The 25,285-nt window shown below is 63.1% G+C and carries 34 protein-coding genes and 2 tRNA genes; 18 read left to right on the plus strand and 18 right to left on the minus strand.

Translation table 11 applies throughout. The features are described from left to right. Positions 1–15: 15 nt before the first annotated feature. Positions 16–648 carry a class I SAM-dependent methyltransferase gene (locus ACUTAG_RS21510; protein ID WP_054484577.1) on the minus strand — a complete coding sequence of 211 codons (633 nt, stop codon included), beginning with the start codon at positions 646–648 and terminating at the stop codon, positions 16–18. 248 nt (positions 649–896) lie between these two features. Beyond that, positions 897–984 (minus strand) — tRNA-Ser (locus tag ACUTAG_RS21515). 121 nt (positions 985–1,105) lie between these two features. Here ACUTAG_RS21515 and ACUTAG_RS21520 point away from each other — a divergent pair. From ACUTAG_RS21520 to secG, 3 genes are all read left to right on the plus strand, one after another. Then, entirely contained in the window at positions 1,106–2,083 is a 978-nt protein-coding gene (locus tag ACUTAG_RS21520; RefSeq protein ID WP_006389132.1) for an NAD(P)H-quinone oxidoreductase, read from the plus strand. A 128-nt stretch (positions 2,084–2,211) separates the two neighbouring features. After that, a complete protein-coding gene (tpiA, locus tag ACUTAG_RS21525) occupies positions 2,212–2,958 on the plus strand; it encodes a triose-phosphate isomerase (RefSeq protein WP_054445343.1) in 747 nt (248 codons plus the stop codon). 21 nt (positions 2,959–2,979) lie between these two features. After that, positions 2,980–3,483, plus strand: coding sequence for a preprotein translocase subunit SecG (gene secG, locus ACUTAG_RS21530; protein WP_054445344.1), 504 nt, complete (start codon positions 2,980–2,982; stop codon positions 3,481–3,483). Between the two features lie 87 nt (positions 3,484–3,570). Here secG and ACUTAG_RS21535 read toward each other — a convergent pair whose 3' ends face one another. Further along, the gene (locus ACUTAG_RS21535) at positions 3,571–3,750 is read right to left on the minus strand and encodes a hypothetical protein (protein WP_006389135.1); all 180 of its coding nucleotides are present in this window, start codon (positions 3,748–3,750) and stop codon (positions 3,571–3,573) included. 333 nt (positions 3,751–4,083) lie between these two features. On the opposite strand from ACUTAG_RS21535, the gene ACUTAG_RS21540 reads away from it, so the two are divergent. Beyond that, positions 4,084–4,168 (plus strand) — tRNA-Leu (locus tag ACUTAG_RS21540). A 142-nt stretch (positions 4,169–4,310) separates the two neighbouring features. Then, the gene (locus ACUTAG_RS21545; protein WP_446650313.1) at positions 4,311–5,303 is read left to right on the plus strand and encodes a tyrosine-type recombinase/integrase; all 993 of its coding nucleotides are present in this window, start codon (positions 4,311–4,313) and stop codon (positions 5,301–5,303) included. Here ACUTAG_RS21545 and ACUTAG_RS21550 read toward each other — a convergent pair. The 14 genes from ACUTAG_RS21550 to ACUTAG_RS21615 form a co-directional block, all read right to left on the minus strand. Further along, positions 5,300–5,527 (minus strand): hypothetical protein, encoded by a 228-nt coding sequence (locus tag ACUTAG_RS21550; RefSeq protein WP_035199289.1) that lies wholly within the window; start codon positions 5,525–5,527, stop codon positions 5,300–5,302. The two genes, ACUTAG_RS21545 and ACUTAG_RS21550, sit on opposite strands and share 4 nt — an antisense overlap. Further along, on the minus strand, positions 5,511–6,236 hold the full coding sequence (locus ACUTAG_RS21555; protein ID WP_446650314.1) for a hypothetical protein: 726 nt from the start codon (positions 6,234–6,236) through the stop codon (positions 5,511–5,513). Before ACUTAG_RS21555 ends, ACUTAG_RS21550 begins: the two co-directional genes overlap by 17 nt. Then, positions 6,229–6,435 (minus strand): hypothetical protein, encoded by a 207-nt coding sequence (locus tag ACUTAG_RS21560; RefSeq protein ID WP_446650315.1) that lies wholly within the window; start codon positions 6,433–6,435, stop codon positions 6,229–6,231. The genes ACUTAG_RS21555 and ACUTAG_RS21560 overlap by 8 nt, the downstream gene beginning before the upstream one ends. Further along, positions 6,428–7,600, minus strand: a complete 1,173-nt coding sequence (locus tag ACUTAG_RS21565; RefSeq protein ID WP_446650316.1) for a hypothetical protein — start codon at positions 7,598–7,600, stop codon at positions 6,428–6,430. The genes ACUTAG_RS21560 and ACUTAG_RS21565 overlap by 8 nt, the downstream gene beginning before the upstream one ends. Further along, positions 7,590–8,471 (minus strand): hypothetical protein, encoded by an 882-nt coding sequence (locus ACUTAG_RS21570; protein ID WP_446650317.1) that lies wholly within the window; start codon positions 8,469–8,471, stop codon positions 7,590–7,592. Before ACUTAG_RS21570 ends, ACUTAG_RS21565 begins: the two co-directional genes overlap by 11 nt. Continuing rightward, complete coding sequence (locus tag ACUTAG_RS21575) at positions 8,464–9,423, minus strand: hypothetical protein (RefSeq protein WP_446650318.1); 960 nt, start codon at positions 9,421–9,423, stop codon at positions 8,464–8,466. Before ACUTAG_RS21575 ends, ACUTAG_RS21570 begins: the two co-directional genes overlap by 8 nt. A gap of 1 nt (position 9,424) precedes the next feature. Next, the gene (locus ACUTAG_RS21580; RefSeq protein ID WP_446650319.1) at positions 9,425–9,631 is read right to left on the minus strand and encodes a hypothetical protein; all 207 of its coding nucleotides are present in this window, start codon (positions 9,629–9,631) and stop codon (positions 9,425–9,427) included. A gap of 10 nt (positions 9,632–9,641) precedes the next feature. Beyond that, positions 9,642–11,639 (minus strand): ParB/RepB/Spo0J family partition protein, encoded by a 1,998-nt coding sequence (locus tag ACUTAG_RS21585; protein ID WP_446650320.1) that lies wholly within the window; start codon positions 11,637–11,639, stop codon positions 9,642–9,644. Between the two features lie 8 nt (positions 11,640–11,647). Then, positions 11,648–11,866, minus strand: a complete 219-nt coding sequence (locus tag ACUTAG_RS21590; RefSeq protein ID WP_446650321.1) for a hypothetical protein — start codon at positions 11,864–11,866, stop codon at positions 11,648–11,650. Then, entirely contained in the window at positions 11,863–12,372 is a 510-nt protein-coding gene (locus tag ACUTAG_RS21595) for a hypothetical protein (RefSeq protein ID WP_446650322.1), read from the minus strand. Before ACUTAG_RS21595 ends, ACUTAG_RS21590 begins: the two co-directional genes overlap by 4 nt. A gap of 14 nt (positions 12,373–12,386) precedes the next feature. Further along, the gene (locus tag ACUTAG_RS21600) at positions 12,387–12,605 is read right to left on the minus strand and encodes a hypothetical protein (protein WP_026382276.1); all 219 of its coding nucleotides are present in this window, start codon (positions 12,603–12,605) and stop codon (positions 12,387–12,389) included. A 5-nt stretch (positions 12,606–12,610) separates the two neighbouring features. Beyond that, positions 12,611–12,937 carry a hypothetical protein gene (locus ACUTAG_RS21605; RefSeq protein ID WP_026382275.1) on the minus strand — a complete coding sequence of 109 codons (327 nt, stop codon included), beginning with the start codon at positions 12,935–12,937 and terminating at the stop codon, positions 12,611–12,613. A 3-nt stretch (positions 12,938–12,940) separates the two neighbouring features. After that, positions 12,941–13,267, minus strand: coding sequence for a hypothetical protein (locus ACUTAG_RS21610; RefSeq protein WP_446650323.1), 327 nt, complete (start codon positions 13,265–13,267; stop codon positions 12,941–12,943). Positions 13,268–13,450: 183 nt separating this feature from the next. Then, positions 13,451–13,906, minus strand: a complete 456-nt coding sequence (locus ACUTAG_RS21615) for a helix-turn-helix domain-containing protein (protein WP_446650324.1) — start codon at positions 13,904–13,906, stop codon at positions 13,451–13,453. A gap of 108 nt (positions 13,907–14,014) precedes the next feature. Here ACUTAG_RS21615 and ACUTAG_RS21620 point away from each other — a divergent pair, with 108 nt between their 5' ends. Next, positions 14,015–14,275: a helix-turn-helix domain-containing protein gene (locus ACUTAG_RS21620; protein WP_446650325.1), complete on the plus strand. Its 261-nt coding sequence runs from the start codon at positions 14,015–14,017 to the stop codon at positions 14,273–14,275. 34 nt (positions 14,276–14,309) lie between these two features. Here the strand turns inward: ACUTAG_RS21620 and ACUTAG_RS21625 are convergent, their stop codons facing one another. Beyond that, positions 14,310–14,522, minus strand: a complete 213-nt coding sequence (locus ACUTAG_RS21625; RefSeq protein ID WP_446650326.1) for a hypothetical protein — start codon at positions 14,520–14,522, stop codon at positions 14,310–14,312. A 302-nt stretch (positions 14,523–14,824) separates the two neighbouring features. Between ACUTAG_RS21625 and ACUTAG_RS21630 the strand changes: the two genes are divergently transcribed. The 12 genes from ACUTAG_RS21630 (at position 14,825) to ACUTAG_RS21685 (ending at position 25,279) form a co-directional block, all read left to right on the plus strand. Continuing rightward, positions 14,825–15,214, plus strand: coding sequence for a hypothetical protein (locus ACUTAG_RS21630; RefSeq protein WP_446650327.1), 390 nt, complete (start codon positions 14,825–14,827; stop codon positions 15,212–15,214). A 988-nt stretch (positions 15,215–16,202) separates the two neighbouring features. Next, the gene (locus tag ACUTAG_RS21635; RefSeq protein ID WP_446650328.1) at positions 16,203–16,676 is read left to right on the plus strand and encodes a hypothetical protein; all 474 of its coding nucleotides are present in this window, start codon (positions 16,203–16,205) and stop codon (positions 16,674–16,676) included. 506 nt (positions 16,677–17,182) lie between these two features. Further along, positions 17,183–17,587, plus strand: coding sequence for a hypothetical protein (locus tag ACUTAG_RS21640; RefSeq protein WP_446650329.1), 405 nt, complete (start codon positions 17,183–17,185; stop codon positions 17,585–17,587). A gap of 838 nt (positions 17,588–18,425) precedes the next feature. Further along, positions 18,426–18,911 (plus strand): hypothetical protein, encoded by a 486-nt coding sequence (locus ACUTAG_RS21645; protein ID WP_446650330.1) that lies wholly within the window; start codon positions 18,426–18,428, stop codon positions 18,909–18,911. Between the two features lie 77 nt (positions 18,912–18,988). Then, complete coding sequence (locus tag ACUTAG_RS21650) at positions 18,989–20,626, plus strand: terminase large subunit (protein WP_446650331.1); 1,638 nt, start codon at positions 18,989–18,991, stop codon at positions 20,624–20,626. An 11-nt stretch (positions 20,627–20,637) separates the two neighbouring features. Further along, a complete protein-coding gene (locus tag ACUTAG_RS21655) occupies positions 20,638–21,915 on the plus strand; it encodes a phage portal protein (protein ID WP_446650332.1) in 1,278 nt (425 codons plus the stop codon). Next, entirely contained in the window at positions 21,905–22,591 is a 687-nt protein-coding gene (locus tag ACUTAG_RS21660) for an HK97 family phage prohead protease (protein ID WP_240680782.1), read from the plus strand. Before ACUTAG_RS21655 ends, ACUTAG_RS21660 begins: the two co-directional genes overlap by 11 nt. A gap of 10 nt (positions 22,592–22,601) precedes the next feature. Beyond that, positions 22,602–23,888 (plus strand): phage major capsid protein, encoded by a 1,287-nt coding sequence (locus ACUTAG_RS21665; protein WP_240680781.1) that lies wholly within the window; start codon positions 22,602–22,604, stop codon positions 23,886–23,888. A 51-nt stretch (positions 23,889–23,939) separates the two neighbouring features. After that, positions 23,940–24,197: a hypothetical protein gene (locus ACUTAG_RS21670; RefSeq protein WP_133434507.1), complete on the plus strand. Its 258-nt coding sequence runs from the start codon at positions 23,940–23,942 to the stop codon at positions 24,195–24,197. Then, complete coding sequence (locus tag ACUTAG_RS21675; protein ID WP_076415467.1) at positions 24,181–24,489, plus strand: head-tail connector protein; 309 nt, start codon at positions 24,181–24,183, stop codon at positions 24,487–24,489. The genes ACUTAG_RS21670 and ACUTAG_RS21675 overlap by 17 nt, the downstream gene beginning before the upstream one ends. Then, positions 24,490–24,825 carry a phage head closure protein gene (locus ACUTAG_RS21680; protein WP_210815794.1) on the plus strand — a complete coding sequence of 112 codons (336 nt, stop codon included), beginning with the start codon at positions 24,490–24,492 and terminating at the stop codon, positions 24,823–24,825. Positions 24,826–24,877: 52 nt separating this feature from the next. Next, on the plus strand, positions 24,878–25,279 hold the full coding sequence (locus tag ACUTAG_RS21685; protein ID WP_446650333.1) for a hypothetical protein: 402 nt from the start codon (positions 24,878–24,880) through the stop codon (positions 25,277–25,279). Positions 25,280–25,285 lie beyond the last annotated feature (6 nt).

A 25,285-nucleotide genomic window follows, 5' to 3' on the forward strand; every position in this document is an offset into this window, starting at 1 on the left:
CGACGCGGTCCGCCGCTACGCCGCGATCGCGGCGGACTCGCGCCGCCGGGCGAACACGAACACGTGGTGGAATTTGTCGCGGATCGGGTGGCGCGCCGCGGTCACGCCGGCGATCGGAGGCACGAACGGTTCGAACAGGCCCAGCGCGTCGATATGCACCGGGAACGGCGCCCGTTCCGGCGTATCGTTGTAGCCCAGCACCAGCAGGCCGCCGGGCTTGAGCACCGCGTGGCACTGCGCCAGCATGCGTTCGTAGCCGGATTGTTCATTCAGGCCGTAGCCGATCAGGCCGTTGGCCACCACCACGTCGAAGAAGCCCGGCTCGTAGAACGCGGCCATCTCGGTTGCGCTGCCTGTCAGATGGCGGCCGGGCGCGCCATAGCGCGCCTGTTCCGGATCCATGTCGAGCGAGTGGAAATCCAGCTTCAGCAAGCGTGGGTAGTGCCAGGTGTATTCGCCCATTCCCAGGAACAGGCAGCGTCCCGGCGCTGCGGGATTGTCTACCTGGCTGTTGAGATAGCCGAAGATGTCCCGCTCCAGGAACTGTCGGTTGGGCACGCGCAAGGGGAATTTCACCCCGCAGCGCGCCGCCAGGGCGGGAGATAGCCGGAACAGGCCGGCCTTGACTGCGTCTTTGAGTTTGGGCATTGGGTTGCGCCTGGCTGTGTCGCCGATTCTTTTGCCGGGTTCGCCACGGCAGCTACCCGGAATGCGCCAGATAGTAGACGAAATTGCTTCCGTTCAGGGCTTGCTCAGCTGTTAATGGTAAGCGTGCCAAGCAATGCGCGGCCGAAGAAGGGCGGCGGCGCTCGCCAGGGCCGAGCGCGGTCGATCCTGCCGCCGGCCGATGGGCAGGGCAATGTCGCAAAAAAAGGGGGGAGAGACGGACGGATTCCTGGCGGAAGCGGTGAGATTCGAACTCACGAACGGTTGCCCGTTGCCGGTTTTCAAGACCGGTGCAATCGACCACTCTGCCACGCTTCCTGGTGCCGCACTGTACTGCGGGGGCGGCAATCCGGCCGCCAGGCAAACACTCTACCTGACGAAAACGCGACTTGCCGTAAAGGGCGCAATAATAATCCATTTGCCGCGAAGGAGGCACGCGATGCACTGTGTAGAAATCTCACGCCCGGGCGGCCCCGAGGTCCTGGTTCCCGCCGAACGTCCCACGCCCGAAGCCGGCAAGGGTGAAGTGCTGATCAAGGTCAGCGCCGCGGGCGTCAACCGTCCCGACGTGTTCCAGCGCAAGGGCAACTACGCGCCGCCGCCCGGGGCGTCCGACCTGCCGGGCCTGGAAGTGGCCGGTGAAATCGTCGGCGGCGACCTGGCCGGCAGCGGCTTCGCGCTGGGCGACAAGGTGTGCGCCCTGGTCGCTGGCGGCGGCTATGCCGAATACTGCGTCGCGCCCGCGGCCCAGTGCCTGCCGATTCCCAAGGGCCTGTCCGATATCGAAGCGGCCGGCCTGCCGGAAACCTATTTCACCGTCTGGAGCAACGTGTTCGACCGCGGCCGCCTGGCCGACGGCGAGATCCTGCTGGTGCACGGCGGCGCCAGCGGCATCGGCACCACGGCCATCCAGCTGGCCCGCGCCATGGGCAACCCGGTCTACGCCACCGTCGGCAGCGATGACCGCGCTCGCGCGGTCGAGGCCCTGGGCGCCGCGCGCGGCATCAATTACAAGACGCAGGACTTCGTCAAGGAAGTGAAGGACGCCACCGGCGGCCGCGGCGTCGACGTGATCCTGGACATGGTGGCCGGCGACTACATCGCCCGCGACATGCAATGCCTGGCCGACGACGGCCGCATCGTCATCATCGCCCAGCTGGGCGGCGCGCAGGCCAATGTCGATACCAGCCAGGTCATGCGCCGCCGCCTGACCATCACCGGCTCGACCCTGCGTCCGCGCCCGGTGGACTTCAAGGGCGCCATCGCCCGGGCGCTGCGCGAGCGCGCCTGGCCGCTGCTGGAGCAGGGCGCCATCAAGCCGATCGTGCACGCCACCTTCCCGCTGGCCCAGGCCGCCCAGGCCCACGCCATGATGGAAAGCGGCGAGAACATCGGCAAAATCATCCTGACCGTGTAAGAAACGCGCGGCGTTCGGCGCGGCGCCGCGCAACAGGATACAATCACGGGTTTCGCCTGGAATTATTTCCAGGCCAGCCCGTGGGCGGGTGTTTTTCCCCCGGGTTCACCCACTCTGACATTTGCGCCATGACTTCAGTCGAACACCGCGCCCGCCTCGTGCTGGGCAACTGGAAGATGCACGGCAACCTGGCCGAGAATGCCGCGTTGCTGACCGAACTGCGCGCCGCGGATGCCGCCAGCCACTGCGAAATCGGCGTCTGCGTGCCGTTTCCGTACCTGGCGCAGGCCGCCTCGGCCCTGACCGGCAGCGCCGTGTCCTGGGGCGCGCAGGACGTCAGCGCCCACGACAAGGGCGCCTACACGGGCGAAGTCGCGGGCGCCATGCTCAAGGAATTCGGCTGCCGCTATGCGCTGGCCGGCCACTCCGAGCGCCGCGTGCTGCACGGTGAAACCGACCAGATGGTCGCCGACAAGGCTCGCGCCGCGCTGGCTGCCGGCCTGACCCCGGTGGTGTGCGTGGGCGAGTCGCTGGCCGATCGCGAAGCCGGCAACATGCTGGCCGTGATCGAACGCCAGCTCAAGCCGGTGCTGGCGCTGGGCGCCGAGGCCGTCTCGCGCATGGTGCTGGCCTACGAACCCGTGTGGGCCATCGGCACCGGCCGCACCGCCAGCCCCGAGCAGGCCCAGGAAGTCCACGGCGCCATCCGCGCCGCTCTGGCCGCGCTGGGCGCGGCCCAGGTGCAGGTTTTGTACGGCGGCAGCGTCAAGGCTGCCAATGCCGCCAGTTTGTTCGCCATGACTGATATCGACGGAGCCCTGGTCGGCGGCGCGTCGCTCGTGGCCGAAGAATTTTTGCGAATCGCCGCCATCTAAGTTTCCGTTCCGGAGTCTGTAATGCCCTTGATGCTCAAACTTCTGCTGGCCGTCCAAGTGATCTCGGCGCTGGCTATCATCGTGCTGGTCCTGCTGCAGCAGGGCAAAGGCGCCGACATGGGGTCCGCTTTCGGCAGCGGCTCGTCGGGCAGCCTGTTCGGCGCCACTGGCGCGGCCAACTTCCTGTCGCGCGCCACCAAGTGGGCCGCGGTGGTCTTCTTCGCGTCCACCGCCGGCCTGGCCTACGTCAGCCACAAGGGCACGAGCGGCCCGGCCGTTGATTCCGGCGTGATGCAGAACTTCCCGGCCGACCGTTCGGTGCCGCAGGTGCCGGGCGCCGCGCCGGCCCAGCCGGGCGCAGGTGCCTCGTCGGTGCCGGGCGCTTCGTCCGTCCCTGGCGCCGGTTCGTCGGTGCCTGGCGCCGGCTCGGCTCCTGCCCCGGCCCCGGCTTCCAAGCCGGACGCTTCGGTGCCGTCGGCGCCGGCCGCCGCGGGCGACAAGCCGGCCGAGACGCCTGCCAAGTAAGCGTCCCGCCCCAATGAGAAAGGCCGGCTATAGCCGGCCTTTTTTCATGGCGGCGCCGCAATGGCGCCCTTTGCGGGAAAGGCGTGTTCAGGCGCCCGGCAGCATGTGGCGCGCCGACACCGCGAGGATGCGTTCGGCGGATTCGCGCAACTGGCGCGCTTCGCGGTAGGCCCGCAGGGACACGACGGCGTCGTAACGGCGCGAGCTGCGCGGGCCGGCGAGCAGCGTGGGGCGACGGGCCAGGATGGGGGATATCAGACGTTGCATGGTGGAGCCTTTTCTACGGGCCTGAGGCCCTGTTGTGTATGGCTGGCATCGTAAGCCGGCCAGGCATGCGCGCCAACGAATTCCCTTTTATATGAATATCCGGAGGAAATTCCCCGGGAACATCCCGGGTGTGCGCATGAGGATGCCAGTATTGCCCGGCGACATGACAGATTGATGCCATGGCCTGTCGCGCTTGTAAGGGCTTGTTGCCCGGGCGTGGCTCGCCGGGCGGCTGGGTCTGGAGCGACACGGCGGGCGGATGCACGCGAATCGTCAATTACGTGATAGAATGTTCGACTTTCCAGGAAGCCACGGCTTTTCTGGATGAAGTTAGCCGACGTGGTGAAATTGGTAGACACGCTATCTTGAGGGGGTAGTGGCGAAAGCTGTGCGAGTTCGAGTCTCGCCGTCGGCACCAATGATTTGAAATCCGTTGAACTCATATAATCAATAACGTTCAATTTCAACGGGTTGCGGGAATGGGCTGATACCCGTTGACTGCTGAAAATCAAATTTTCGCAGTCGACGGCCCCATATAAGCCCCAGGCAATGCCCCACAAATGGCAAGCATCCAGAAGACAGCGAAAGGCTATCGGGCCCAGGTCAAAACTCTTGGCGTCAGAGACAGCCAGGTATTCCCAACGCGGCGCGAGGCCGTCGAATGGGGCGCGCGCCGTGAGCTCGAGATCAAGGAAGGCAAGTCCAAGCATCCGGGCGAGCTTCATACGCTCCGCGAGGCCCTGCGACGCTATGCTGAGGAGGTTTCCCCCAGCAAACGGGGCGAGCACTGGGAAGTCATCCGCCTTGCTGCGTTTGAGAAGCCCAGCTATGGGCTGCCCCTAGATCTGCCCATCGCCCACGTGACGCCGCAGCACGTCGCCGATTTCCGGGATGTTCGTGGCGCGAAGCTTAAGGACTCCTCCGTCTTGCGAGAGCTTACGGTCCTGTCGTCAGTTTTTGAGGCGGCGCGCCTGGAATGGGGATGGGCCAAGCACAATCCATGCAAGGACATTCGCAAACCGCGCGAAGGCAAGCACCGTGAGCGCGTGATTCTCTGGTGGGAGCTACGGCGAATCTTCCGCAAGATGGGGCATCGTCCTCGGGCTCAGCGCATCGAGACGGTCAGCCAGGCCGTGGCGCTTGCCACGTTGACTGCGCTGCGCACCGGAATGCGTGCCGGCGAGATCTGCAACTTGACCTGGTCGAGAGTGTACGAGGCGCACGCGCACCTGCCGCTAACCAAGAATGGGGGATCGCGCAATGTGCCGTTGTCTCGGCGCGCGCTCGAGCTTCTTGAGAGGGCCAAGGGATGGGATGACGAGCGGGTGCTCGGACTGACCACGGCTACGCTTGATGCCCTGTTCCGAAAGTACCGGGCTCGAGCGGGCCTCGAGGGCTTCACCTTCCACGATACGCGCCACACCGCGGCGACCATGTTGGCCAAGAAATTGCACATCCTGGATCTGTGCAAGATGTTTGGTTGGAAGGATCCCAAAATGGCGATGGTCTACTACAACCCGCACGCGTCGACCATCGCCGCCCTGCTTAACTAATTGAGTTTTAGATAGCGCCGGATCTCGGCGCCGGTGATGCGTCCATCGACGACGTTGATCTTGCCCTCGAGGATGCGCTTCTGCAGCGTGTTGTAGCTGATGCCCAGGCGTGCGCATGCGTCTTTGAGGTGGTACAGCGTCAGATCCTCAAACGCGATATGCGCGCCACGTCGCGCCGCCTCTTCGAGCAATTCTCGTAGCTGGGCCTCATGCAGCGTGACCATTGCCGCCTCCGGTCTCATTGTTCGCGCTGGCCAGGACGCGGAACTCAATCACCCATACCCAGGGATTGGCAGCGACACTGCCGTCGCCGTTGATCGCCTCCCACAGGCCGAGGAAGCTGACGCGGGGATCCGTGGCATGGTAGTGCGTGGAGTCGGCCAGGCCGAACCCGTCATCAGGCTGGCGCACGATGCCCTCGGCCATGGCATCCGCCTCGCTGATGGCGTTCAGGCGCTCCACGCGTACGCCGGCCACCTCCAGCACCAGGCGGCAGGCTCGGCGCGGCATATGGATGCTGGGCGTCCATTTCCTCCTGACGCCAAGCGTGTCGCCCAGTCGGCTGCCGTGGCGATATGTGGCGGCGTAGTCATACTCGATCGGCTGGCCGCCGTTATAGGCTGGATCTTGAGGGTAGATGGGACGGACCGTTTCGCGCACCCAAAGGCGGTCGCCGGGCTGGCCATAGGGCGTGCGCAGGCTATGGCACGGGAACGTGCTGATGTACATCTGCTTGATGTGTTCGGGGGCAGTCTGACGGAACATCCCGTCCCCGCAAGACACAATCTCGCTGACGGCCGGGTGCACGGTCTTCTGCCCCAGCTGGGCATACAGCCCGTTCGGATCTTTGACGATACGCCGCGTCTGCGTCTTGTTGCCGGCCAGGATCGCGCGCACCATCGGGCCTTTGAAAAGGATAGGGCGTTCACGCATCGTGGGCCTCCAGTGTCTGTCCCGTGATGCGCCCGGTTTCCTTGAGCGCTTCGAGTTGCAGCCGGGCGTGGTCGTCGCTGATGGCTGAAATGTGGCACTCGTAGGCGCCGTCCGGGCTGTAGAACTTGACCGAGTAGGCGTGCCATACGCGGCCCTGGGCATCCTTGCAAGATGTGGGGTAGGGGATATGGTCAGGCATCCCGCTCTCCTTGTTCGGCCAGGGTGGCAGAAAGGGCGGCGTTCTGCTTGCGTCCCGTCGCGACTTGCCACAGGTGGAACAGAAAATCGTCGGACTCCCATTCCCAGCACTCTTCACCGAGGTGCTTCGCGCCCGCCGCAACCATATCTGCTGCCCACGCCGTGCGTTCGTCCACATCCCCGGCGCGCTGCTGGCCGCCGTCCTTGTCCGCCTGGGAGCGTTTGAGGCCACGGATAAGGGCGGCCCCGTTGCTGCGGAGCGTCTGGTCCATCAGCTTCGCCGCTTGCTCCAGCGCCGCATTGCGCACGTCCTCGGCGCTGGCCTGGGGCGCGGCAAGGCGCTGGGCATCAGCGATCACCTCCCGAATGGCGTCAGGGGTATGGAGCGCCCACTGAATGCCGTACTTCTCGGCCCATTGCAGCGCCTGCAGGTCATTTAGCGCCTCCCCGGCTACAGGGGCGCTTGCCTCGGCGGCGCGCTGCTGGCCGCCGTCCTTGTCCGCCTGGCTCTTGAGTGAGCGGATAGCTGCGTCGATCAGGCCTGGCGTGCGGTGTGCAGGGTCGGGCGTGTCAGCGTCCGGCATGCGGATGTAGCCAAACTCGATGCCGTTGCGGATGAATCGCTGCGCAGACTCCAGCGCTGCCAGCACCTGGGTGCGCACCGCCTCGCTGGCCTGGGGCGCGGCACGATGAGCAATATGCTTGCGCCAGATCGTGGCCGCCGCGTACAGATCACTTTGCGCCTGTGACCCCGGCGGCTGGTCGTCGGCCATGTTGTCCAGCCGCTCGGCCACGTTTTCGCCTGGGTAGTTCTTCGCCTCCCCGGCTACAGGGGCGCTATCAGGCAGCGTCGGATCTTTCGGCAGCACCCACGGTGAACGCTCGCGTTCCTGGCGGTGGATTTCCTCCATCGTGCCCGGCTCGGCTACAGGGGCGCTTGCCACGGGTGCGGCGAGCCGGCACGACGGGCACCCGGCACCCTGGAACACCGCACCGCAGTTGGCGCAACGATGAGTCAACGGCACATCGGCTACAGGGGCGCTTGCCAGGGCGGCGAAAGCCGCCACCACTTGAGCGCGGGCGTGGGTGGATAGGTCTTGTCCGAAGCGTTCGCAACGGAACCCGTACACGTCCAGCAGCCTTTCAAATTCTGCTTTATCTGTCATTTCGATTCCCTTGCGAGGCCCGCAGCGCCTTCATAGCTTCGTACAGAAGTTGCGTGCCCGAGTTCATCCGCCCATCCTGGGCGAGATACTGTTCAATGCGTTGGGCCACATCCGCCGGACTGCCGTACTCCTGGGCAGCCCGCTCATCGGCTACAGGGGCGCTTTCCAGGGCGCAAGGGCTATACCCGTTCACGCCGTGAGAGCCGATGATGGCGAGCATGTGCCGCCCTTTAGGCAGCGCAGCCAGTTGTTCGTCGGTCAGGTCGGTGCCCATGTCCATATAGCCGCCAGTGCCCAGGTCGAGATACGCCACGGCCTGCCGCTCATCGGGTGCGGGCAGGCTTGCCAGGGCGGCGCGAAACTCGTAGACGGCCTGGCTGATGGTGCAGAGGTTTTCGCTGCCGACCTGCGTTGATTTTCCGCGATAGACGGCGCCGCGCTTGGTCGTATAGGCGACAGGCTTAAGGGCCAGCGCGAAGCGCTCGGCGAACGTCTCCGCCGCCCGCTCATCGGCTACAGGGGCGCTTGCCAGGGTGGCGCGGGCTTTCCAAGCAATCCACGACTCATTGGTGAAAACGCTGATGTAGTCGCCGTCCTTTTCGCAGATCCGCAATTCCTCCGGCTGAAAGCCTTCCGCCAAAGCCCAAGTTTCAAATGCTATCCGCTCATCGGCCAATGGGGCGCGTGGCCGGTGCAGCGCATCGGCCAGCAACGCTTTGACGCGGCGGAACTGCTCGCTGTTCTGGTATGGTGCGGACGCGGGCACGACGGCGCGTAGCCTTTCGTATCCCGGGGCAATGTGCTTGAGGGCGAGCGCTTCGATTTCGTCGTCGGTTAGCCCGAGCTGGGCGATGCTGGCAGGGTTATTCATGACTGGCCCCTTTGATCCCCTCATAGGCCGTGGCGGCGTCGTGGTGTTCTGTCGAGCAATAGCCCTTGCCCATGTGCAGGATGTTGGACGGACGGCCGCAATAGCAGGTGGGGAATGGGTCGGCCTTGTTGGCGTCGTACCAGGCCTGTGCATCCTTGCCATAGGGTTCGGCCTCGTTCGGAATGTGTCCCGGTCCAGCGAGGCCGTTGCCAATCCAGTGCATTGCCGCCTCGGCGCCCTCGCCGTGCTGCCATTCGATCCAGGCCGCCTGCTCGGCGACGACCATGTTATGCACGATCTTGCTCAGTATGTCGCACAGGCGTTGCAGGGCCACTGTGTCGCGTCCACCATCCTCGGCCGGAGCGATGGCGGGGTGCTGCGCCCGCCCGGCTGCGGAGGAACTCGCCAACAGTTCCCCGATCCGATCGCAAGCGGCCGTGTAAGCGCTTTGCAACTTGGCGAAATCGCGCGGGCTGGCCTGGGGCGCGGCATCCCGGAACAGCGCTACCACTGAGTAGGTGCCGCCCTCGGGATTGTCGCGGTTCAAGTGGTCGACCACCTCGGTTTGCAGTTCGCTGCGGTCGCCGGACACGCAAAACTCTTCGAAGTGCGCCTTGCCGTCCGGCCCCATGATTCCGTACATGAACGGCTTCCCGGCTACAGGGGCGCTTGCCACGGGCGCGGCCACGGCTGCATCGAGCGCTGCCTGTGCTGCTTCGTATTTGTCCCCCGTATCCAGGCTGGTGCGTATGCGTCGCAGTGCCCATTCGAGGTGTGGCCGAAGGTCGGTTATAGGCGCGCGCAGCTTGGTGACTGCCGCGCGCCAGCCGTTGGCGAAGTGCCCCAGCTCGATCGCGCTCGCAGGGTCATCCGCATCCATGGCATAGCGACGTTCAAATTCTTCGTGGATCTCTTTGTCGGCCGCTTGAGTGGTGTTGTTGCTGGTGGTCATGTCAATGCTCCTGCGGTGCGTGCATGGCGGCTTGGGCGCGGGCGAGCTCCTCCGCGACTGCGGCGACGTCGTCGACCCAGGCCGGATACACCGGCTCGCCGCCGGCGTGGATTTCCGCGTGGTATTGTGCAAGCGCCTCGGCGGCGAGCGCGTTGAGCCGCTGCATGGGGCCGGCCAGGCCGGGTCGCTCCTGAATAGTGGTTTGCATCGTCGGCTCCTCAGTTGCCAGCGGGCAGCGGGTTCGGGTAGGGCCAATCGCTGTCAGCGTAGGCAGCGCTCGGCGGCTCGGCGGCGGTGTCGTCAGGCGGTAGCGGTGCCGTGGCGGACTTGCTCGCGCGCTTGGCTGGCTTCTTCGCCGGCTTGGCTGCTGCCTTGTTCTCGGTGGCGGCGCTGGTGTCCGCCTGTCCGTCGACCTGGTGCGCCGCGTTGTCTGCTGCCGCCGGCGCCGGCGTCGCCTTCTTCGTGCGGGCTGCGGACTTCTTGGGCGCGGGAGCGGCGGCCGGCGTCGAGTCAGCCGCGCCGACCTCGTCGACCTTGCCCTTCGCGGTCGGCTTCTTAGCGGCGCCCTTACTCGCCTTCTGCGCCTTGGGTTTGGCCTTCTCTCGGGCCTCGGCGCGGAGCGCCTTCTTGGCGGCGTCGGGGTCGACGCCGTAGCGTTCGGCCGTCGCGACGAGATAGGTCGGCTCGTTGGTGGAGTAGGAATTGACGGCCAGTTCGGGCGCAATGGCGATTTCCATGAGCAGCAGGGCCAGCTGGCCAGCGGAAAGCCCGTCCACGCCTGCTCGGACCTCATCGTGGTTCTTGTGGTCCCAGCCCCACAGGCGGCATACCGTCGGCCGGTGGTCGTTCCACAGCCGCGCCATGGAAGCCTGCGCGATCATCAGCAGGTCTTCGTGCTTGAGCGTCTCGCCTGCGCTGATGCGTTCCGATACAGCTGCGTGAATGCTCTCGAGGGTGGCGCGGCGCGAGTCGCGCTCGAGCTTGCTCTTGGCTTCTTCCTTCTTGACACGCTCCCGGTGCTCGTCCTGGCTCGTCTTGATGCCCTTGTCGGCCAATGCCTTGAAAACCTCCTTCTCGGGGATCATCGAGATCAGTTCACCGCTGTGCGGATTCTCGATCATCACCGCCGGCGGCATATCGTCGCCAAGAATTTCCGCATACGTCTTGGCCTTGGTGATGTGCTGCCAAGGGGTGGAGTCGGGCTTGATGTAGCCGCGCGGAGACGAGTGCTCGTAAGGAAAGATCTTCTCGGCCGTCTCGCCACGAATGACCTTCTGCCCGGTCTTTTCAGCAGCCTCTGCCAGCCTGGCGATGTGCGCCTTTTTCTTTTGGTCGAAGCAGGTCGGGTCCGTGCAGACGTCTGCACTCTCCACATCCGAGTACAGCTCGGGCTGCGCGCCCGTCCGCTTGATGCAGCTGGTGCAGGGGCCGGCGGTGGCGACCAGGTCGGCCTGGGCGATGGGAAACACCGCGCGTTTCAGCTCGAGCATGTAGTTTTCCTGGATATGCTCGGCCGCTCGGCGTGCGGACATGGGGCCATCCTCGTCCGAGTAGTATTCCTCCGTCTCGCCCGTGGTGACCTCGTGGAGTGCCTTGAGCTGCAGCTCACGCACGGGGATCCGCGCCACCAGCAGCGCGACGGATGCGGTCAACTTGTCCTCGTAGAACGCCGTGCGCGCCTCCGGCTCCAGGTCGCACAGCTTCAAGCGAGCGTAGATGTAGGCGCGTGACTTCTTGAGGCGCACCGCCATTTCATTGACGCCATAGTCGGCGTTGTCCTTGTTCGCCGCGAGCAGCGCCTCGTAGCTTTCCGCTTCCTCGATCGGGTGCAGATCCTGGCGCTGCAGGTTCTCGATGACCTGCAGCTCGAGCATTTCGAGGTCGTCGACCGCGATGATGCGGACCGGGACATGCGTCAGCTTGGCAATGCCTGCGGCGCGCCACCGGCGCTCCCCGGCGATCAGCTCGAGCTTGCCCGCCTCGGTGGGGTGTTCGCGGCACAGGATGGGCTGCAGGATGCCGTGCTTGCGGAGGCTACCAGCGAGCTCCTGCAGGGCTTCCTGGTCAAAGCGCTTGCGGGGGTTGGTCTTGGACGGGATGACGTCGTCGCGGGGATACAGGGCCTCGCGATACTCGCGAGGGGTTTCCTCGCTGACTTCCCAGTCTGCGGGTTGCGGCGCCTCGGCGGGGACGGCGATCATGGTTTCGGTGGTCATGGTGTGTCCTACGCTTGCGGGTTGGCCGGCGTGGCGCCGGCGTAGACGATGCGGGCGAGGCCTTCGGTTTCGGCCTCGAGGCGCTGCAACTGCTGGGCGAGCTCGTCGCGGTCATGGGCGGCGGTGCCGGAGCGCAGCGCGAGCGTCTGCAGCGAGGTGAGAAAGGCGCGGGCGGCGGAGATCTGGCGCTTGGCCTGGCCGCGCAGCTCGTTGTGGCGGGCGGTCATTGGAATGCTCCAGCGGTGACGCGGCCGAGCTGGGCGCGCATCACGGGCACGTACTCGGCCGGAATCTTGATCGTGTGGCCGTCAGCGATGATGAGAAACTCGCCGGTGTTGAGGAGCCCGAACGCCGGCGCGCCTTGTTCGGCTTGGCGCGTCTGGCTGGTGTGCGGTATGGCATCAAGCAACTTTGCGCGGGGCTCGGGCTCAGCGGCTTCTCGTTTGGCCGGCCGCATTTGAGAGTCGGCCAGGTCATCGAGCGAGGTTGGCGTGCTCGGATGTGCTGCCCGGGCACTGGCCGGGACGAGTGACCGACCGAGATCGGTAAGGCTATATGCGGCTTTGCCGTCGATCTGGCCGTCGGTCTTGATCTTCTTGTTCATGCGCATGAAGCTCACCAGCTGCGTGGCTTTCTTCGTGTCGCAGCTGATCTTTGCGGCCAACTGGGGGGTATTGAGGCGTCCGTGCTTGGCGAGCGCCTGCAGGATATGATCGGAATAACTGGTTGACATGGTGCGATCCTGGTCTAGTCGTCGTTGGCGGCGATTGAGCGCCAGTCGGCCCTGCCGACGTAGCGCTTGAGCTGCTCCTTGATCGGGGCTGCTCTGCGGCGGGCCAACGCCTCCGCCGTGTTGGTCAGCGCGATCGCAAGGGCGGGGATGGACATGGCTGTCTCCAGGTCGTAGACGCAGCGCGTTTCGCGGAGGGCGAGCAACAGGTCATCCCGGCTGGGTTGCGATCGCATGGGAATCACCTGCGGGCGGCTACGAGCTGAGCGCCGGGGGCCGGCTCCCAGGCGTCGAGGTAGGGCGCATCCGGCAGTGCTCGGACCAGCGCCTCGCCGTCCGGGTTCGTGTAGATGCACGCGTATTCGCCCGTGCTGGGCTCGCGCCAGAGCTTGCCGCGCGGAGCGCAAGCGCGGGCGATCATGCGCTCGCGGCGCGCATCGTCCGCAGCGAGGAGACGCTGGTCGTTCGTGGTGGTCAGCTGCGCCCATGAAAAGAGGGCTGCGACACCTGTGACGACGCCCATGGCGGCGAGCAGCAGGCACATTGAGGCTTTGAACTTGGCTCCCATGGCTCAGGCCTCCCGGGTGGGCGTGAGCGCGTTGACGTACGCGTCTCGCGTGCCACGCATAAGGAACCGGGTTTCGTGCATTACCCCGAGGGCTTCGCACTCGATGGCGTGCAGCGCGTACCGGGGCAGCGTGTCGGCCGCCAGTTCGACCAGGCCGGACAGGAACGCAGAGATAGCCTCCCGGGTGTAGAGGCTGGGAAGCCAGCCATTCAGCCGGCACTTCAGGCAGTGCTTGCGGACATGCAGGAGGAGGGTGCGGATCCGGGCGAGGATGGCCTCGGCCAGCTCCTCCACGGTCGTGGGTAAGTCGGGTGCGTTGAAGGGGTTCACGTTGGGCTCCGTTGAGTAGGCCATTGAATTCAACGGAATAATAGACAGACTATTTTTAATGGTCAATAGACTGGCTATTAAATTTCAAGACGCTATCCCACCCTTGGGACAGAGAGGCTGAATGGGGGTACTAGGGCTCGCCCGTTGGACCAGACCAAGGTGATAGGCGGGCCTTCCTGGAGCTTAGGCGGCGTCGCTTTTGACGGATGCCTGGGCTCCGTCTATGAAATCTTCGACCTTTTCGCCAAGACGCCGCTTTTGCGCAGCGTCGAGAGCCAGGTAGGCTTCAAACGGCACGGCAAACGGCCACCCTTCTATGCTGGAACCGCCCCGACTTGAGTCCAGGGACGGCCAAATCGCTTTGACCAGGGAGACCAAGCGTGGGCTTATCTCGCTGGGATCTGCGTTGATCTCAGCACAGATCTTGAGCAGGGCGTCTAGGTTAAGAGCCATGCGGCCATTGAGGTAATGGCCCAAGTTGCCCTGAGTCCATCCCAGCTTATCAGCTAGAGCTTCCTGGGTAACCGGCGTACCTCGGTCATGACTGCGAGCCTTGAAGTGTTCCCAGGATTGCTTGAGGCGGCGGCACTCGTCCGCTTCTTCTACGGAGAGCTGGCGCTTACGGGTGTTGGTGGGCATGAGCATACCGTAATAGCCCCTGTATTGATTGACAAATAGCCACGCTGCTTCTACGATAAATAGAACAACTATTATTTGTCGGCTCTGCTTCCTCATCCACAGCCTCTTATGCGACTTGACCAGTACTTGCGCGCCGCCAAGATGACCCAGTCAGCGTTTGGCGAAAAATTAGATCCGCCCGTGACTCAAGGAACGGTTTCCCATTGGTGCCAAGGCAGAACCAGGGTGTCGTTGGCGTATTCGATCCAAATCGAAAGGCTCACCCAGGGCAAGGTCTCCCCATCAGATTGCGCGCAGATGTTCGAGGCGGAATGTCAGAGGGTGTTGCCACGGCAAGCCTTACTTCCGATCGGAGCGCCGGATGCTTGACGGCGCGAATCGATTGGTTGTGCTGACCGTCAGCCTATTGCAGTTCGCGGCATCGCGCCTCGTCACTGGCGCTCCGAAAGCAAAGTTGCTCGAAGACTGCTGCGACGAGAGGCCCGTCCGCAAGTTCTCCTGCCACGTCATACGCGATGCGCTTTGCCAATCGCAGTTGATGACGAAGCCACAACTCGGCGTGCGTCTCTTGCAACTCGTCGTTGATCCGCGGCCCATCAGTCTTCAATCGGTTCATTCCCACGTCTCCCGGTTGGGTAAGGCAGCGTCATCGTATCGCCCATGTCCGCGTGCAGCTATGAGAAAAGCGTTTGATTTTCGGGTGAAGCTGCGCTGCAGCTGTGCCCTCGTGCAAATGGTGGGAGCGGTATGACAAAGCGGCACAGTAGTACACATTGGCGCGGTGCACTCTATAACGCTCTACGGCGCTCCGCAGACGGCGTGCAGGGCTTCTGCGTATGGGCGATGGGAAATCGCGACAGGAGAATCGCCGTCAAGACGCTATACAAGCGCCTTGACGGAACCGCTCCTCCGGAGCGAATGCCCATAGAGGACGCCGAGCTAATCACAGAGTATCTCCTGAGAGACGTGCACACGAAAGACTGCGCGCTGGACTGGTTAAAGGCGCTGTGCGCGCGCTTCGGCCTGATCGCAATCGAGATCGATGCGCCTCCGCCTGGTGGCAGGTGGCCGTGTGAGCTAACTGCGATCCTAGAAAAAGGAATTCGGCTAGCCGAACAGGGCGGGCTAGTTGCCGGCCTTCTTGGCAAGGCGATCGCAGACCGCCGCATCTCTCAACGAGAGGCCGAGGACATTCGTGAGCATGCGTACGCAGAGATTCAGACCTTGCTACGCCTTGTGCGCAATGTGGAGCGAGCGGCAGACGAACGCGCGACGCTGAGGTCAATTGAGGGGCGTGATGGTCCCTAGCTGCGAAGTAGGCCGACGATGGAGACGAGGATGCCGCGCCCAATAGGCCCTTCGGCTCGCGTCGTGCTCCACGCATTGACGAGCGGGCCGCTGTCGATGGCCGCTCTCTCGGATTGCACCGCTCTTTCGGTTGCTGAGCTGCGGTGTGTCTGCTATCGCCTATGCGTTTCCGGCCGGATCGTGATCGTAGGTGCGAGGAAAAGCGATCGCTGTCGGAGGCCTGTGGCCGTGTATGCGCTGGCTCGATCCGTACATTCGGGCCGGTCCTATGTGGACCTTGCCGAGGTTTGGCGATGACTAGGGATCTTTTTGGCCGATTGCCTGCAAATCATCGCTCGCGGCAGGTCGCAGCGAGGCAGGCGCCGCAACCGCCGCCTCTAGGACGCGGTCCGCCCGGGCCGTCCGAGTACTTCGTACTTGGAAATCGTTCGATCAGTCGCGAGGAACTGCTGCGCCTTCTCAACTTTGACCAGGCCTGCATTGACACGCCCGACCACGACCTAATTGCGGTGTTGGAAACCGTTGACGGGCGGTCGCGGGCCTATCTGGTCGCACTGCCGCGAAACCATCCATCAAGGTTCGACGCCGCCGGGCGCCGAGATCCTTCGCTCGCGCCTTTCTGGCGTCACGGAGAAGTCATGCACATCAAGAAGCAGAGTCAGCCGCCGTAGGCATGTGATGCTCAGGGACGAAGAGGCTAAATACGCGGTTATCCCTGGGCGCAATGCCCCAAACCGAACCCAAGGGGCAGCGTGGGTGCGAAAGGCTAGAGCGCGGGTAGGAGTGCCGGTACGGGTGCTGACAGTCTGGCCAAGTCCTGGGGCGTACATCCGCCAGGACGCCCTGATGCATACCGTCGGCTCCGGCGAGGCAATGCAAGGGTGGGCATTGCTCCTGTTATCCGTAACGGGCTAGGGGGAGCTCTGCCCATTCGCACCCATCTCACCAACGAAGCAAGGCCGTAACCCCACATACGCATAGGTGTTTCATGACAGACCTAATTCTGAGCATGCAAGAAAATTTCGCGCATGGCGCGCCTAAAAAAGGCCACGCCGGGCCCGACTTTTCCACATTTTGGGCGCAGTGGCCCCGCAAGACTGCAAAGAAGGCTGCAGAAAAGGCGTGGGCGAAGTTGCGTGCAGCGGATCGGCGCGCGGCGCTGCACGTCCTGCCCAATCACCTCGCCTTTTGGAAGGCTGCGCGCACGGCCACCGAGTTTATTCCGCACCCTGCGACTTGGCTCAACGGCGAACGCTGGAAAGATGAGGTGGTCATGCCGAATTCGCGATTCGAGCCAAGGGCGGCGGCGGGTCCGGCCTGGTGGACGTCTCATGTGGCGATGGACCAAAAGGGCCGCGAGGTCGGCGTGGGTCCCGCTCGACCTGGCGAAACTTCCGAGCAGTACCGTGCGCGCATCCAGCAAGCGATTGCGGAGCGAGATCGGTTCGGGGGTGGGCGATGACCACGGCTCGGATTCCCGAAATACGCGAGCGACTGGATTCCTGGGCTGTATGGCTGAGGACGGGAGCCACGGGTAGTGGGTCGAGTCCTCTCGCGTCGCTCGACTGGGTCAGCGATGGGTATAGGCCGTGGGTGCCGGTGGACGCCATTGAATGCTCAATCACTGACGACGCTGTATCGAAGCTCCCATTGGAGCTGAAACATGCGGTAGCCGAATGGCATATGAATGACGGAACACTCGAGGCGGCGGCGAAGAGGATCGGCATATCCAGATTGACTTTATGCAGGCGCCTTCGCGCCGCAGATGAGGCGATCGCAGAATGGCTTGATCTTCGTAGCCGCCGAGTTCCCTCGTGCGGGCCGTCCCGGAAGCTGGCTGCAGCGTGATTTGCTTCCGCGTTTGTATACTCGCCCCTGATCTTGACTTTCCAGGGTGAAATAATGAGGAAAATATGCATTTGCGCGACTTTGGTGGGCAGTGCCTTGAGTGCGTTTGGCGCTCAGGCAATGGAGCTCACAAAATCCCAATTTGAGAATGGGTTCCAGACCTACATTAAGGAAGTGCCGCAGTGTGCTGCTGGCAAGTTCGCCGCTGGTGTGGCGGTCCCTGGCGGCTGGTACTATCAATGGAAAAACAAGTCTGAGCTTGATGTTCGAATACTTGCGGAAGGGAACAGAATTCAGAGGATTGAGATAACTGCGACGGATCGTGATAGCACCGCACTGCAGGACATTATGTGCGCCACGATCGCGCTCATGCGTGCGATCCAACCGGAGTATGTGACTACCTCGGATGCTGTGCGCGACGCCAAGCACCTCTGGGAGAACGCAGGCTCCAAACCGTTTGTTAAGGCGTTCTTCTTCGATACCTTTGTCGCTCAGATGACACCAGTTATGCTGACAATAAAGTAGGTGAGTGCGCGAGCTATCGTCTGTGTGGTAACAAACAGAATTAAATGACGTAAACCCAAATCTGCATAATTCGCTACATTCCTGCGGAGCTTGCGTCAAAGCGCTCCACCACATCAAGGCCCGGCCCTCACGCCGGGCCTTTTCTTTTGGTGTCTCAAATGCCAGTAGCCCGTCCTCGCCCATGCCTGCATCCGGGGTGTGCAGCGCTTGTGCGAAACGGCGGCTACTGCGAGCGGCATGCCGTCGCTCAGCAGGAACGTGCGCGCGAGAAAGATCGCGAGCGCGGCAGCGCCGCCAGCCGGGGGTACGGATATCGCTGGGCTAAGACCAGCCAGGGCTTTCTACGCAACAACCCATTGTGTCGCCATTGCGCTGACCGTGGGCGAGTTACTGCGGCCGAAGTCACTGACCATATCGTGCCGCACCGGCTGGCGGAAGCGCTGGCGTCCGGCGAGCCGGAGCGAATCGTTGAGGCGCGTTCTCTCTTTTGGGATCGGAGCAACTGGCAACCGCTGTGCTGGGCGTGTCACTCGCGCAAGACCGCGAGAGAGGATGGTGCGTTCGGCAACCGGCGGGCCATGGCTGGAGGCTCGATGCAGACGTCTGCACCGGATCCGCGCGCGAAGGGGGCGCGCAGGGGCGCCCGCTATACGGGGACGGGTCGGGGACGGGTAGGGGGGTCGAAAGTCGGGGCGAACGGCGTCGGGACCGAGCGCCCAGCTGAATTTTTATGGGAAAGGTTCGAAAAAGGGGGGGAGGGGTGAAATAGCAGCCCCTCTAGCGCATCGAAATCTAAGTACTCGACTCGCGTGGCCCCTCAATCTGAAATGGAGTCACGATGGACCAGATAAAGCCCCCGCTGGGGGTCATCCAAGGCGGGGGAGGCGTAACCCCTTGGCGGTCGGCAAAGTTCGGCATCGAGCTGCCGATGCCACCGCCGTCGATCCAGGTCGACGAAGAATGGCGCCGCATCTATATCTGGCTGTGCGATCAACTTCTCAGCAGCAAGCGGGATATCACCGCCGCCGCGATGCAGCTGACCTTGCTAGTGGAGTGCATCCGGGCTTGGGTCCAAGACAGGGCTCTTTGCGAAAAGCACGGTCGGTACGCGACCTCGAAGGAAGGCAACCGCTACGAGCTTCCGCACAGCTACAACGAGCGCAAAGGCGCCGAGCAACTTAAACGGGATCTGCCTGAAGCATGTATGACGGTGATGTCTCAAGTCGAGGCGAAGCTCAAGGAGAGCAAAGTCGGCGAGAGCGGCCAGGACGATCTGTTCGGCGATCTCGTCGAGCACGGCCGAAGCCGCCCAAGCGCCGCCTAAAGCTCGTTCCGCCGGAAGACGCCTGGGAGGTTTGGGACCGCGAGTATGGCGTCCCGGTCCTGCGCGGCGAGATCCTGGTGGGCGAGCTGGTGATGCTGGCAGTCGAGCGGCACTACCGAGATTTGCAGACGTCTGCACAGCGCGGCTTGTATTTCAGTCCGGCGCATGCCTGGCACATGATCGAGTACATAGAAAAGTACTTTGTCCACGTCAAAGGTCGCCTCGCCGGACAGCCGATCTTGCTGGACCCTTGGCAGAAGTTCTGGACCGCCGTGCTGTATGGCTGGCGTAAAGCCGGCAGCGGGTTCAGGCGGTTCACGCGTGCTTATGAGGAGGTGGCGCGCAAGAACGGGAAATCTACGTGGAAGGCTCCGCAGGGAGCGTACTTGTTCATGATGGATGGGGAGCCAGGCGCGGAAGTCTACGCGGTGGCCACAACTCGCGAGCAGGCCATGACGGTATTCCGGCCGGCGTTCGAGAACTTCCGTCGATGGGCTCGTAAGTCGCGTGGCGTGGCCCGATCATTCCGCATATTTGAAGGCCAGAACCAGGAGCGCATCGAGGCAGGCGCGTCAGTATTCAAGCCCATCGCCAGCAACGCAGATGCCCAGGACGGCTTCAACCCGTCGGCGGTGTTGTATGACGAGTTGCACGCTCAGCGGTCGCGCGAGCAGTGGGACGTGCTGGAATCTGGATTCGGCGCGCGGGAACAGCCTCTACTGTCGGCGATCACGACGGCAGGCTTCATCCTCGATGGAATCTGCACGGAGGTTAGATCGTACCTGATCTCGTTACTGCGCCGAGAGCGCGAGGACGATAGTTTCTTCGGGTACGTCTACACGCTGGACAAGGACGATGACCCGTTCGATGAGGAGGTCTGGATCAAGGCAAATCCAGGCCTCGGCCGATCCAAGACGGTTGACTACATGCGGGACATGGCCCGCAAGGCGCAGGCGCTGCCCTCCGCTCTGGCGAACTTCAAGACGAAGGACTTGAACCTTTGGTGCAACGATGCGGAGGGGTGGCTGGATCTGACGCAGTGGGATCGAGGCGCAGCGGAGGTAAAGATCGAGCAGTTGCTCGGACGAAAGTGCTTCGGCGGTATGGACTTGTCCGCGACGCGAGATCTCACTTCTTTCGCGCTCGTGTTTCCTCCTACGGACGATGATCCGCGCTGGTATGTGCTGGTGTGGACCTACTGCCCTCGGTCCAAGGTGGATGAGCAGTCCAAGGCCGATGCCGCGCCCTATGGAAAATGGGAGGCGGCGGACGCGCTACACGTCACCGATGGCGATGTTGTGGACTATCGCCCGATGAAGGAACAGGTGCTCCAGGCTGCGCAGCTGTTCGATCTTGAGGAACTGGCTTACGACAAGTGGAACTCAACACAGCTAGCAAACGAGCTGGCGGACGAAGGGATAACGCTAGTCGAGGTTCCTCAGAATACGCAAGGCATGTACCCGGGTTCAAAGAAGCTCGAGGAACTTGTCTATAGCGGACGTTTGGCTCACGGCGGCAATCCTGTGCTGCGCTGGGCCGCGGGCAACGTGTCATTGCTCTACGACTCGAACGGAAACTTTAGGCCGGACAAGAAGCGGTCTAAGCCGAAGGGACGAATAGACCCGATCGTCGCGGTCGTCATGGCTCTAACGCGCGCGAGTGCGCACAACCAGCAGGATCTATCGGACTTCCTGCGTAACCCGATCGTGTTCTGATGAAAATCTCAATGAAAGCCGCCGCATCTTGGCTGGGGAGGGTAATAAGCCTTCGCCAGCCCGGATTCTGGCGTTACTACGCGTCCACGACAAACTACTCAGGCAAAAGCGTTTCGGCCCAGACGGCGCTGCAGCTCGATGTCGTCTGGGCGTGTGTGAAGCTGATATCGCAGCTGGTGGCGACCCTGCCCCTATCGGTGTACGAAAAGAAGGACGGTCGACGACGGAGCGCCAGCGAGCATTGGCTTCACAAGGTTATTGCGGCCGCGCCGAATGCCGATATGTCGGCGGCGGATTTCTGGGAATCGCTGCTGACTTCCATTCTGCTTTGGGGAAACGCCTACGCGCTGATCGTGCGCAATGGTGCTGAAAAAATCATTGCCCTCGAGCCGCTGCGGCCGGAGCGCATGGCGCCGAAGCTGCAGCGCGACGGCTCAATGCTGTTCGTGTATGTCGATGAGAACGGTCATCGCTTTGAATACAGCGAGACCGAGATCCTGCACCTCAAGGGCTTCACCCTTGATGGCCGGATGGGGCTGTCGCCCATTTCTTACGCGCGTCATACGCTGGGCGCGGCGATGGCGCAGGAGGAAACGGCGGCCACCATATTCAAGAACGGTTTGCGCCCATCCGGCTATGTCACCACGGACCAGATTCTCACCAAGGGGAACAGGGAAGAGGTGCGCGAGAGCGTAATCACTCAGGTCGCCAGCGGTTCGGAGTCGGGGCGAACGCTCGTGCTTGAGGCTGGCATGAAGTACGCGCCCGTCGCGATGAATCCGGAGGACGCGCAGCTCCTGCAGAGCAGGGGCTTCTCCATTGAGCAATTATGCCGGTGGATGTGCAACGTACCGCCGGTGTTGATTGGGCACGCCGCCCAGGGTCAAACGATGTGGGGCTCGGGCGTTGAGCAACTGCTGATGGGCTGGAAAGTCACGGGGCTCAACCCGCTGATTATCAAGATTGAGCAGTCGCTCAACGGCCTGTTTCCTCCCAACGAGCGGGAGCGGTACTACGTCAAGTTCAGTTTGCAAGGGTTGCTGCGCGCGGATGCGAAGGGGCGGGCGGCGCTCTATGCGTCCGGCTTGCAGAACGCCTATCTCAGTCCGAACGAGATCATTGAGCTGGAGGACGGAGAACCGTACGAAGGGGGGGATCGGCACTTCGTGCAGGCGAACCTGGTGCCGGTAGACCAGATCGGGAAGGAGGATGCGACGCAGGGCAAAGCGCGCGAGGCGCTGCTTGATTGGCTGGGGAGACCCAAACAGGAAACTCACGATGAAACGTAAAAACGCGTCCTTGAAGATCAGGGACTTCAATCTCGAAATCAAGGCCGTCAGCGATGACGGCCTTTTTTCTGGCTACGGCAGCGTGTTCGACGTGGTCGACAGCTACGGCGAAGTGGTCGAGCGCGGCGCCTTCACGGAGACGCTTGCCAGCATCGCCGAGAAAGGGCGCGCGGTGCCGGTGCTGTGGCAGCACCGCAGCGGCCAGCCGATCGGTGTGTACACGAGCATGAAAGAAGACAGCCATGGCCTGTGGGTCGAGGGGCGCCTTCTGAAGGATGACGTGCAGCAGGCCAAGGAAGCGTACGCCTTGCTGCAAGCTGGCGCCGTCTCTGGTCTCTCGATCGGGTACTACGTGCGTGACGACACGTTCGACCAGAAGGCTGGCGTGCGCCGGCTCAAGAAGCTCGAGCTGGTCGAAGTGAGCCTTGTCACGTTTCCCGCGAATGAAGAATCGCGCGTGGACGCGGTCAAGTTTGCTCTCAGCCAGGGCACACTGCCCGACCTTCCGGGATTTGAGCGGCTCCTGCGCGAGGCAGGCTTCTCCAAATCCCAAGCCGTGGCCATTGCGAGCCACGGGTTCAAGCATCTGCTCCGGAGCGAGTCCGAGGGTGGGCTTGTGACCGACCTGCAGCCGCTCGCCGAGCGCCTGCGCAACTTCACTCTCCCCCAACTTTGAAGGGAAAACTATGCAATCCAATCTGTCTGAACAAGGCGCGCTGATGGGCGCGGTGGCCGGTGCGCTGGGCGAAATGGCTCGCAAGAGCGGTGGCGGCTCCGGCAGCGACGAGCGCGTCGAGATCAAGAGCCTGCTCGAGGATCTCGCCAAGCGTGACGAGACGATCAAGAAGTTCGCCGAAAAGGCCGGCGAGGAGATCAGGTCGCTGGGCCAGATCTCGGCCGAAACGAAAGCCGCCCTGGAGAAGATCGCCGGCGAAGGGCTCGAGGTGCAGCAGCGCCTATTCGATCTGGAACAGAAAATGGCCCGACGTGGTGCGGCCGACCAACCTCGGGTTAAGACCTGGGGCGAGGTGGTCGCCGAATCGGACGGCTACAAGAGCGTTGCGGAAGGCCGTGCATCTCGTTCCGGCCGCATCGCCGTCAAGGCCGTCACCAGCGCCGCGACGTCTGCCGGCGTCATGGTACCCGCTGACCGTCTGCCGGGCGTTGTCGTGGCGCCGCTCCGTGAGCTGGTGGTCCGTGACCTGCTCCTGCCCGGTCGTACGACCAGCAATTCGGTCGAGTATGTGCGTGAGGATGTGTTCACCAACAACGCCGCAGCGGTGGCCGAGGGTGCGCAGAAGCCGGAAAGCGATATCACGTTCGAGCTCGCCAATGCCGGCGTCAAAACGATCGCTCACTGGATCCCGGCCAGCAAGCAGATCCTCGATGACGCGCCGCAACTGCAGTCCTATATCGACATGCGCATGCTGTACGGCCTGCAGCTCAAGGAAGAACAGCAGATCCTGCTGGGCGACGGCACGGGCGCCAATATGCTGGGGATCATCCCTCAAGCTGCGGCGTACCAGGTGGCGCGCAACAAGGATGGCGACACCATGATCGACGTGGTGCGCCATGCGTTGCTGCAGGTGCGGCTGTCCCTGTATCGGCCCAGCGCCATCATCATGCACCCGGAGGAGTGGGAGGCGATCGAGCTGACCAAGGACAAGAACGGGAACTATATCTGGTCGAATCCGACGCTCTACAACGGAAAGAACCTGTGGGGCTATCCGGTCGTGGAGTCGATGGCGATGGCTCCGGGCGATTTCCTGGTCGGCGCATTCAACGCAGGCGCGCAGCTGTTCGACCGTGAAGACGCGACCGTCGAAATCTCGGCCGAGGATCGTGACAACTTCATCAAGAACATGCTCACGATTCGCGCCGAAGAGCGCGCGGCGCTGGCTGTGTATCGCCCGGCGTCGTTCGTGCATGGGACGTTCCCCTCGACGGCGGTGGCGCCGCCGGCGGGCGAGTAACCCCGTCAACGTCTACACATGGAGGGCGGCGGCAACGCCGCCATAGCAACGATGAAAGCAATTGCACTCAGCACGTTCGAGAATGAAACCGAGGGCTTGGTACGCCGGGGGACGGTGCTGCTGGACCTCGACTCCCGCCGCTTCAAGGCGCTTCAACTCGCAGGCCTGGTTGACGAGGAGGGGCCCGGCCGCAAGAAGCTCGAGGCCGGTCAGGTGCTGCCGAAGCGCGCTCCGGATCATGCCGACAAGAAGGCTCCCGAACCGCAAAACAAGGGCCGCGGAGGGACGCGCAATGGCGGGGGTTCCTGATCTCAACGAAGTCAAAGAGCACCTGCGTGTCGACGGGACAGAGTTGGACCGCATTCTCACCAGGCTTTTAGGTGCGGCAGTCGACAGCGTGGCGAGGACGCTGGGGAGGTCGGTTCCGTGGGTCGAGCTCGACGATCAAGGGCGTGAGGTCCAGACATGTCCCGATGCGGTTGCTGCTGCGATCCTCTTGCAGGTGGAAGCTCTTTACGGGCCGAAAGGCAGTTCGCCGGATGTGAACAGTCGCGCTGTACTTGCGCTGCTCACTCCTTATCGCATCAACATGGGGGTTTAGATGGACTACCCAGAGGCAGGAGAACTGGACAAGCGGGTGCGATTTCGACGGGTCGAACACCTTCCTGTGGCCGGTGGCGGGCTTGAGGCAAGTTTCCCGTCGGAGTTCGATCGATGGGCCAAGATAGTCCCTGTTGGTACGGCCTCTTACCTGGCTGGGATGCAGACGGATCGCAAGATCACTCATCGCATACTGGTGCGCTATCTCGAGGGAGTTGAAAATGATTTCGAGATAGTCCACCGCGCAACGGTGTACAGAGTGGAGCGATCCGCGCCGCTTAAAGGCGGCCGGGATTTCACGGTCTTTGAGGTGGAGCAACTGACCCATGGCAGCTAGGGGCGGTCTTTCAGGGTACATGCACGTTGAGGGCTGGGACAGCTTCCGCCGCTTGGATTTCAACAAGGGCCCGATACGCAAGGGAATGCGCGCCGGGGGCCGCCTGGTGCAACGGGCGAGCCGCTTCAAGATCAGAAAGGGTGCTGCCCTGGAGGATTACCCCGCCGGCCGCTCGGGTGCGCTCGCGCGGAGCATATCGGTCAAGGTCAGTCGCCCGGGCTTTCTCGTCCGCGTGGGGCCGAATAGGACCCCGGCCATGGGTAAACATTTCTACCCGGCTTACCTGTTTTACGGTGTGACGGGAAACCCGGCGCGCAAAGACGGGAGGGCGCAGCCGAAGAACGGGAAATGGAGGATCAAACCACGAGGAAACTACATGGTCGACGCGCTGCAGGAGCAGACCGGAAACGTCCGCTCCGTGCTGCAGGGCGCGTTCGCCGCTGCGTTGAAGTGAGGTAAC

The organism is Achromobacter sp. CSND-B12 (genome assembly GCF_052906545.1).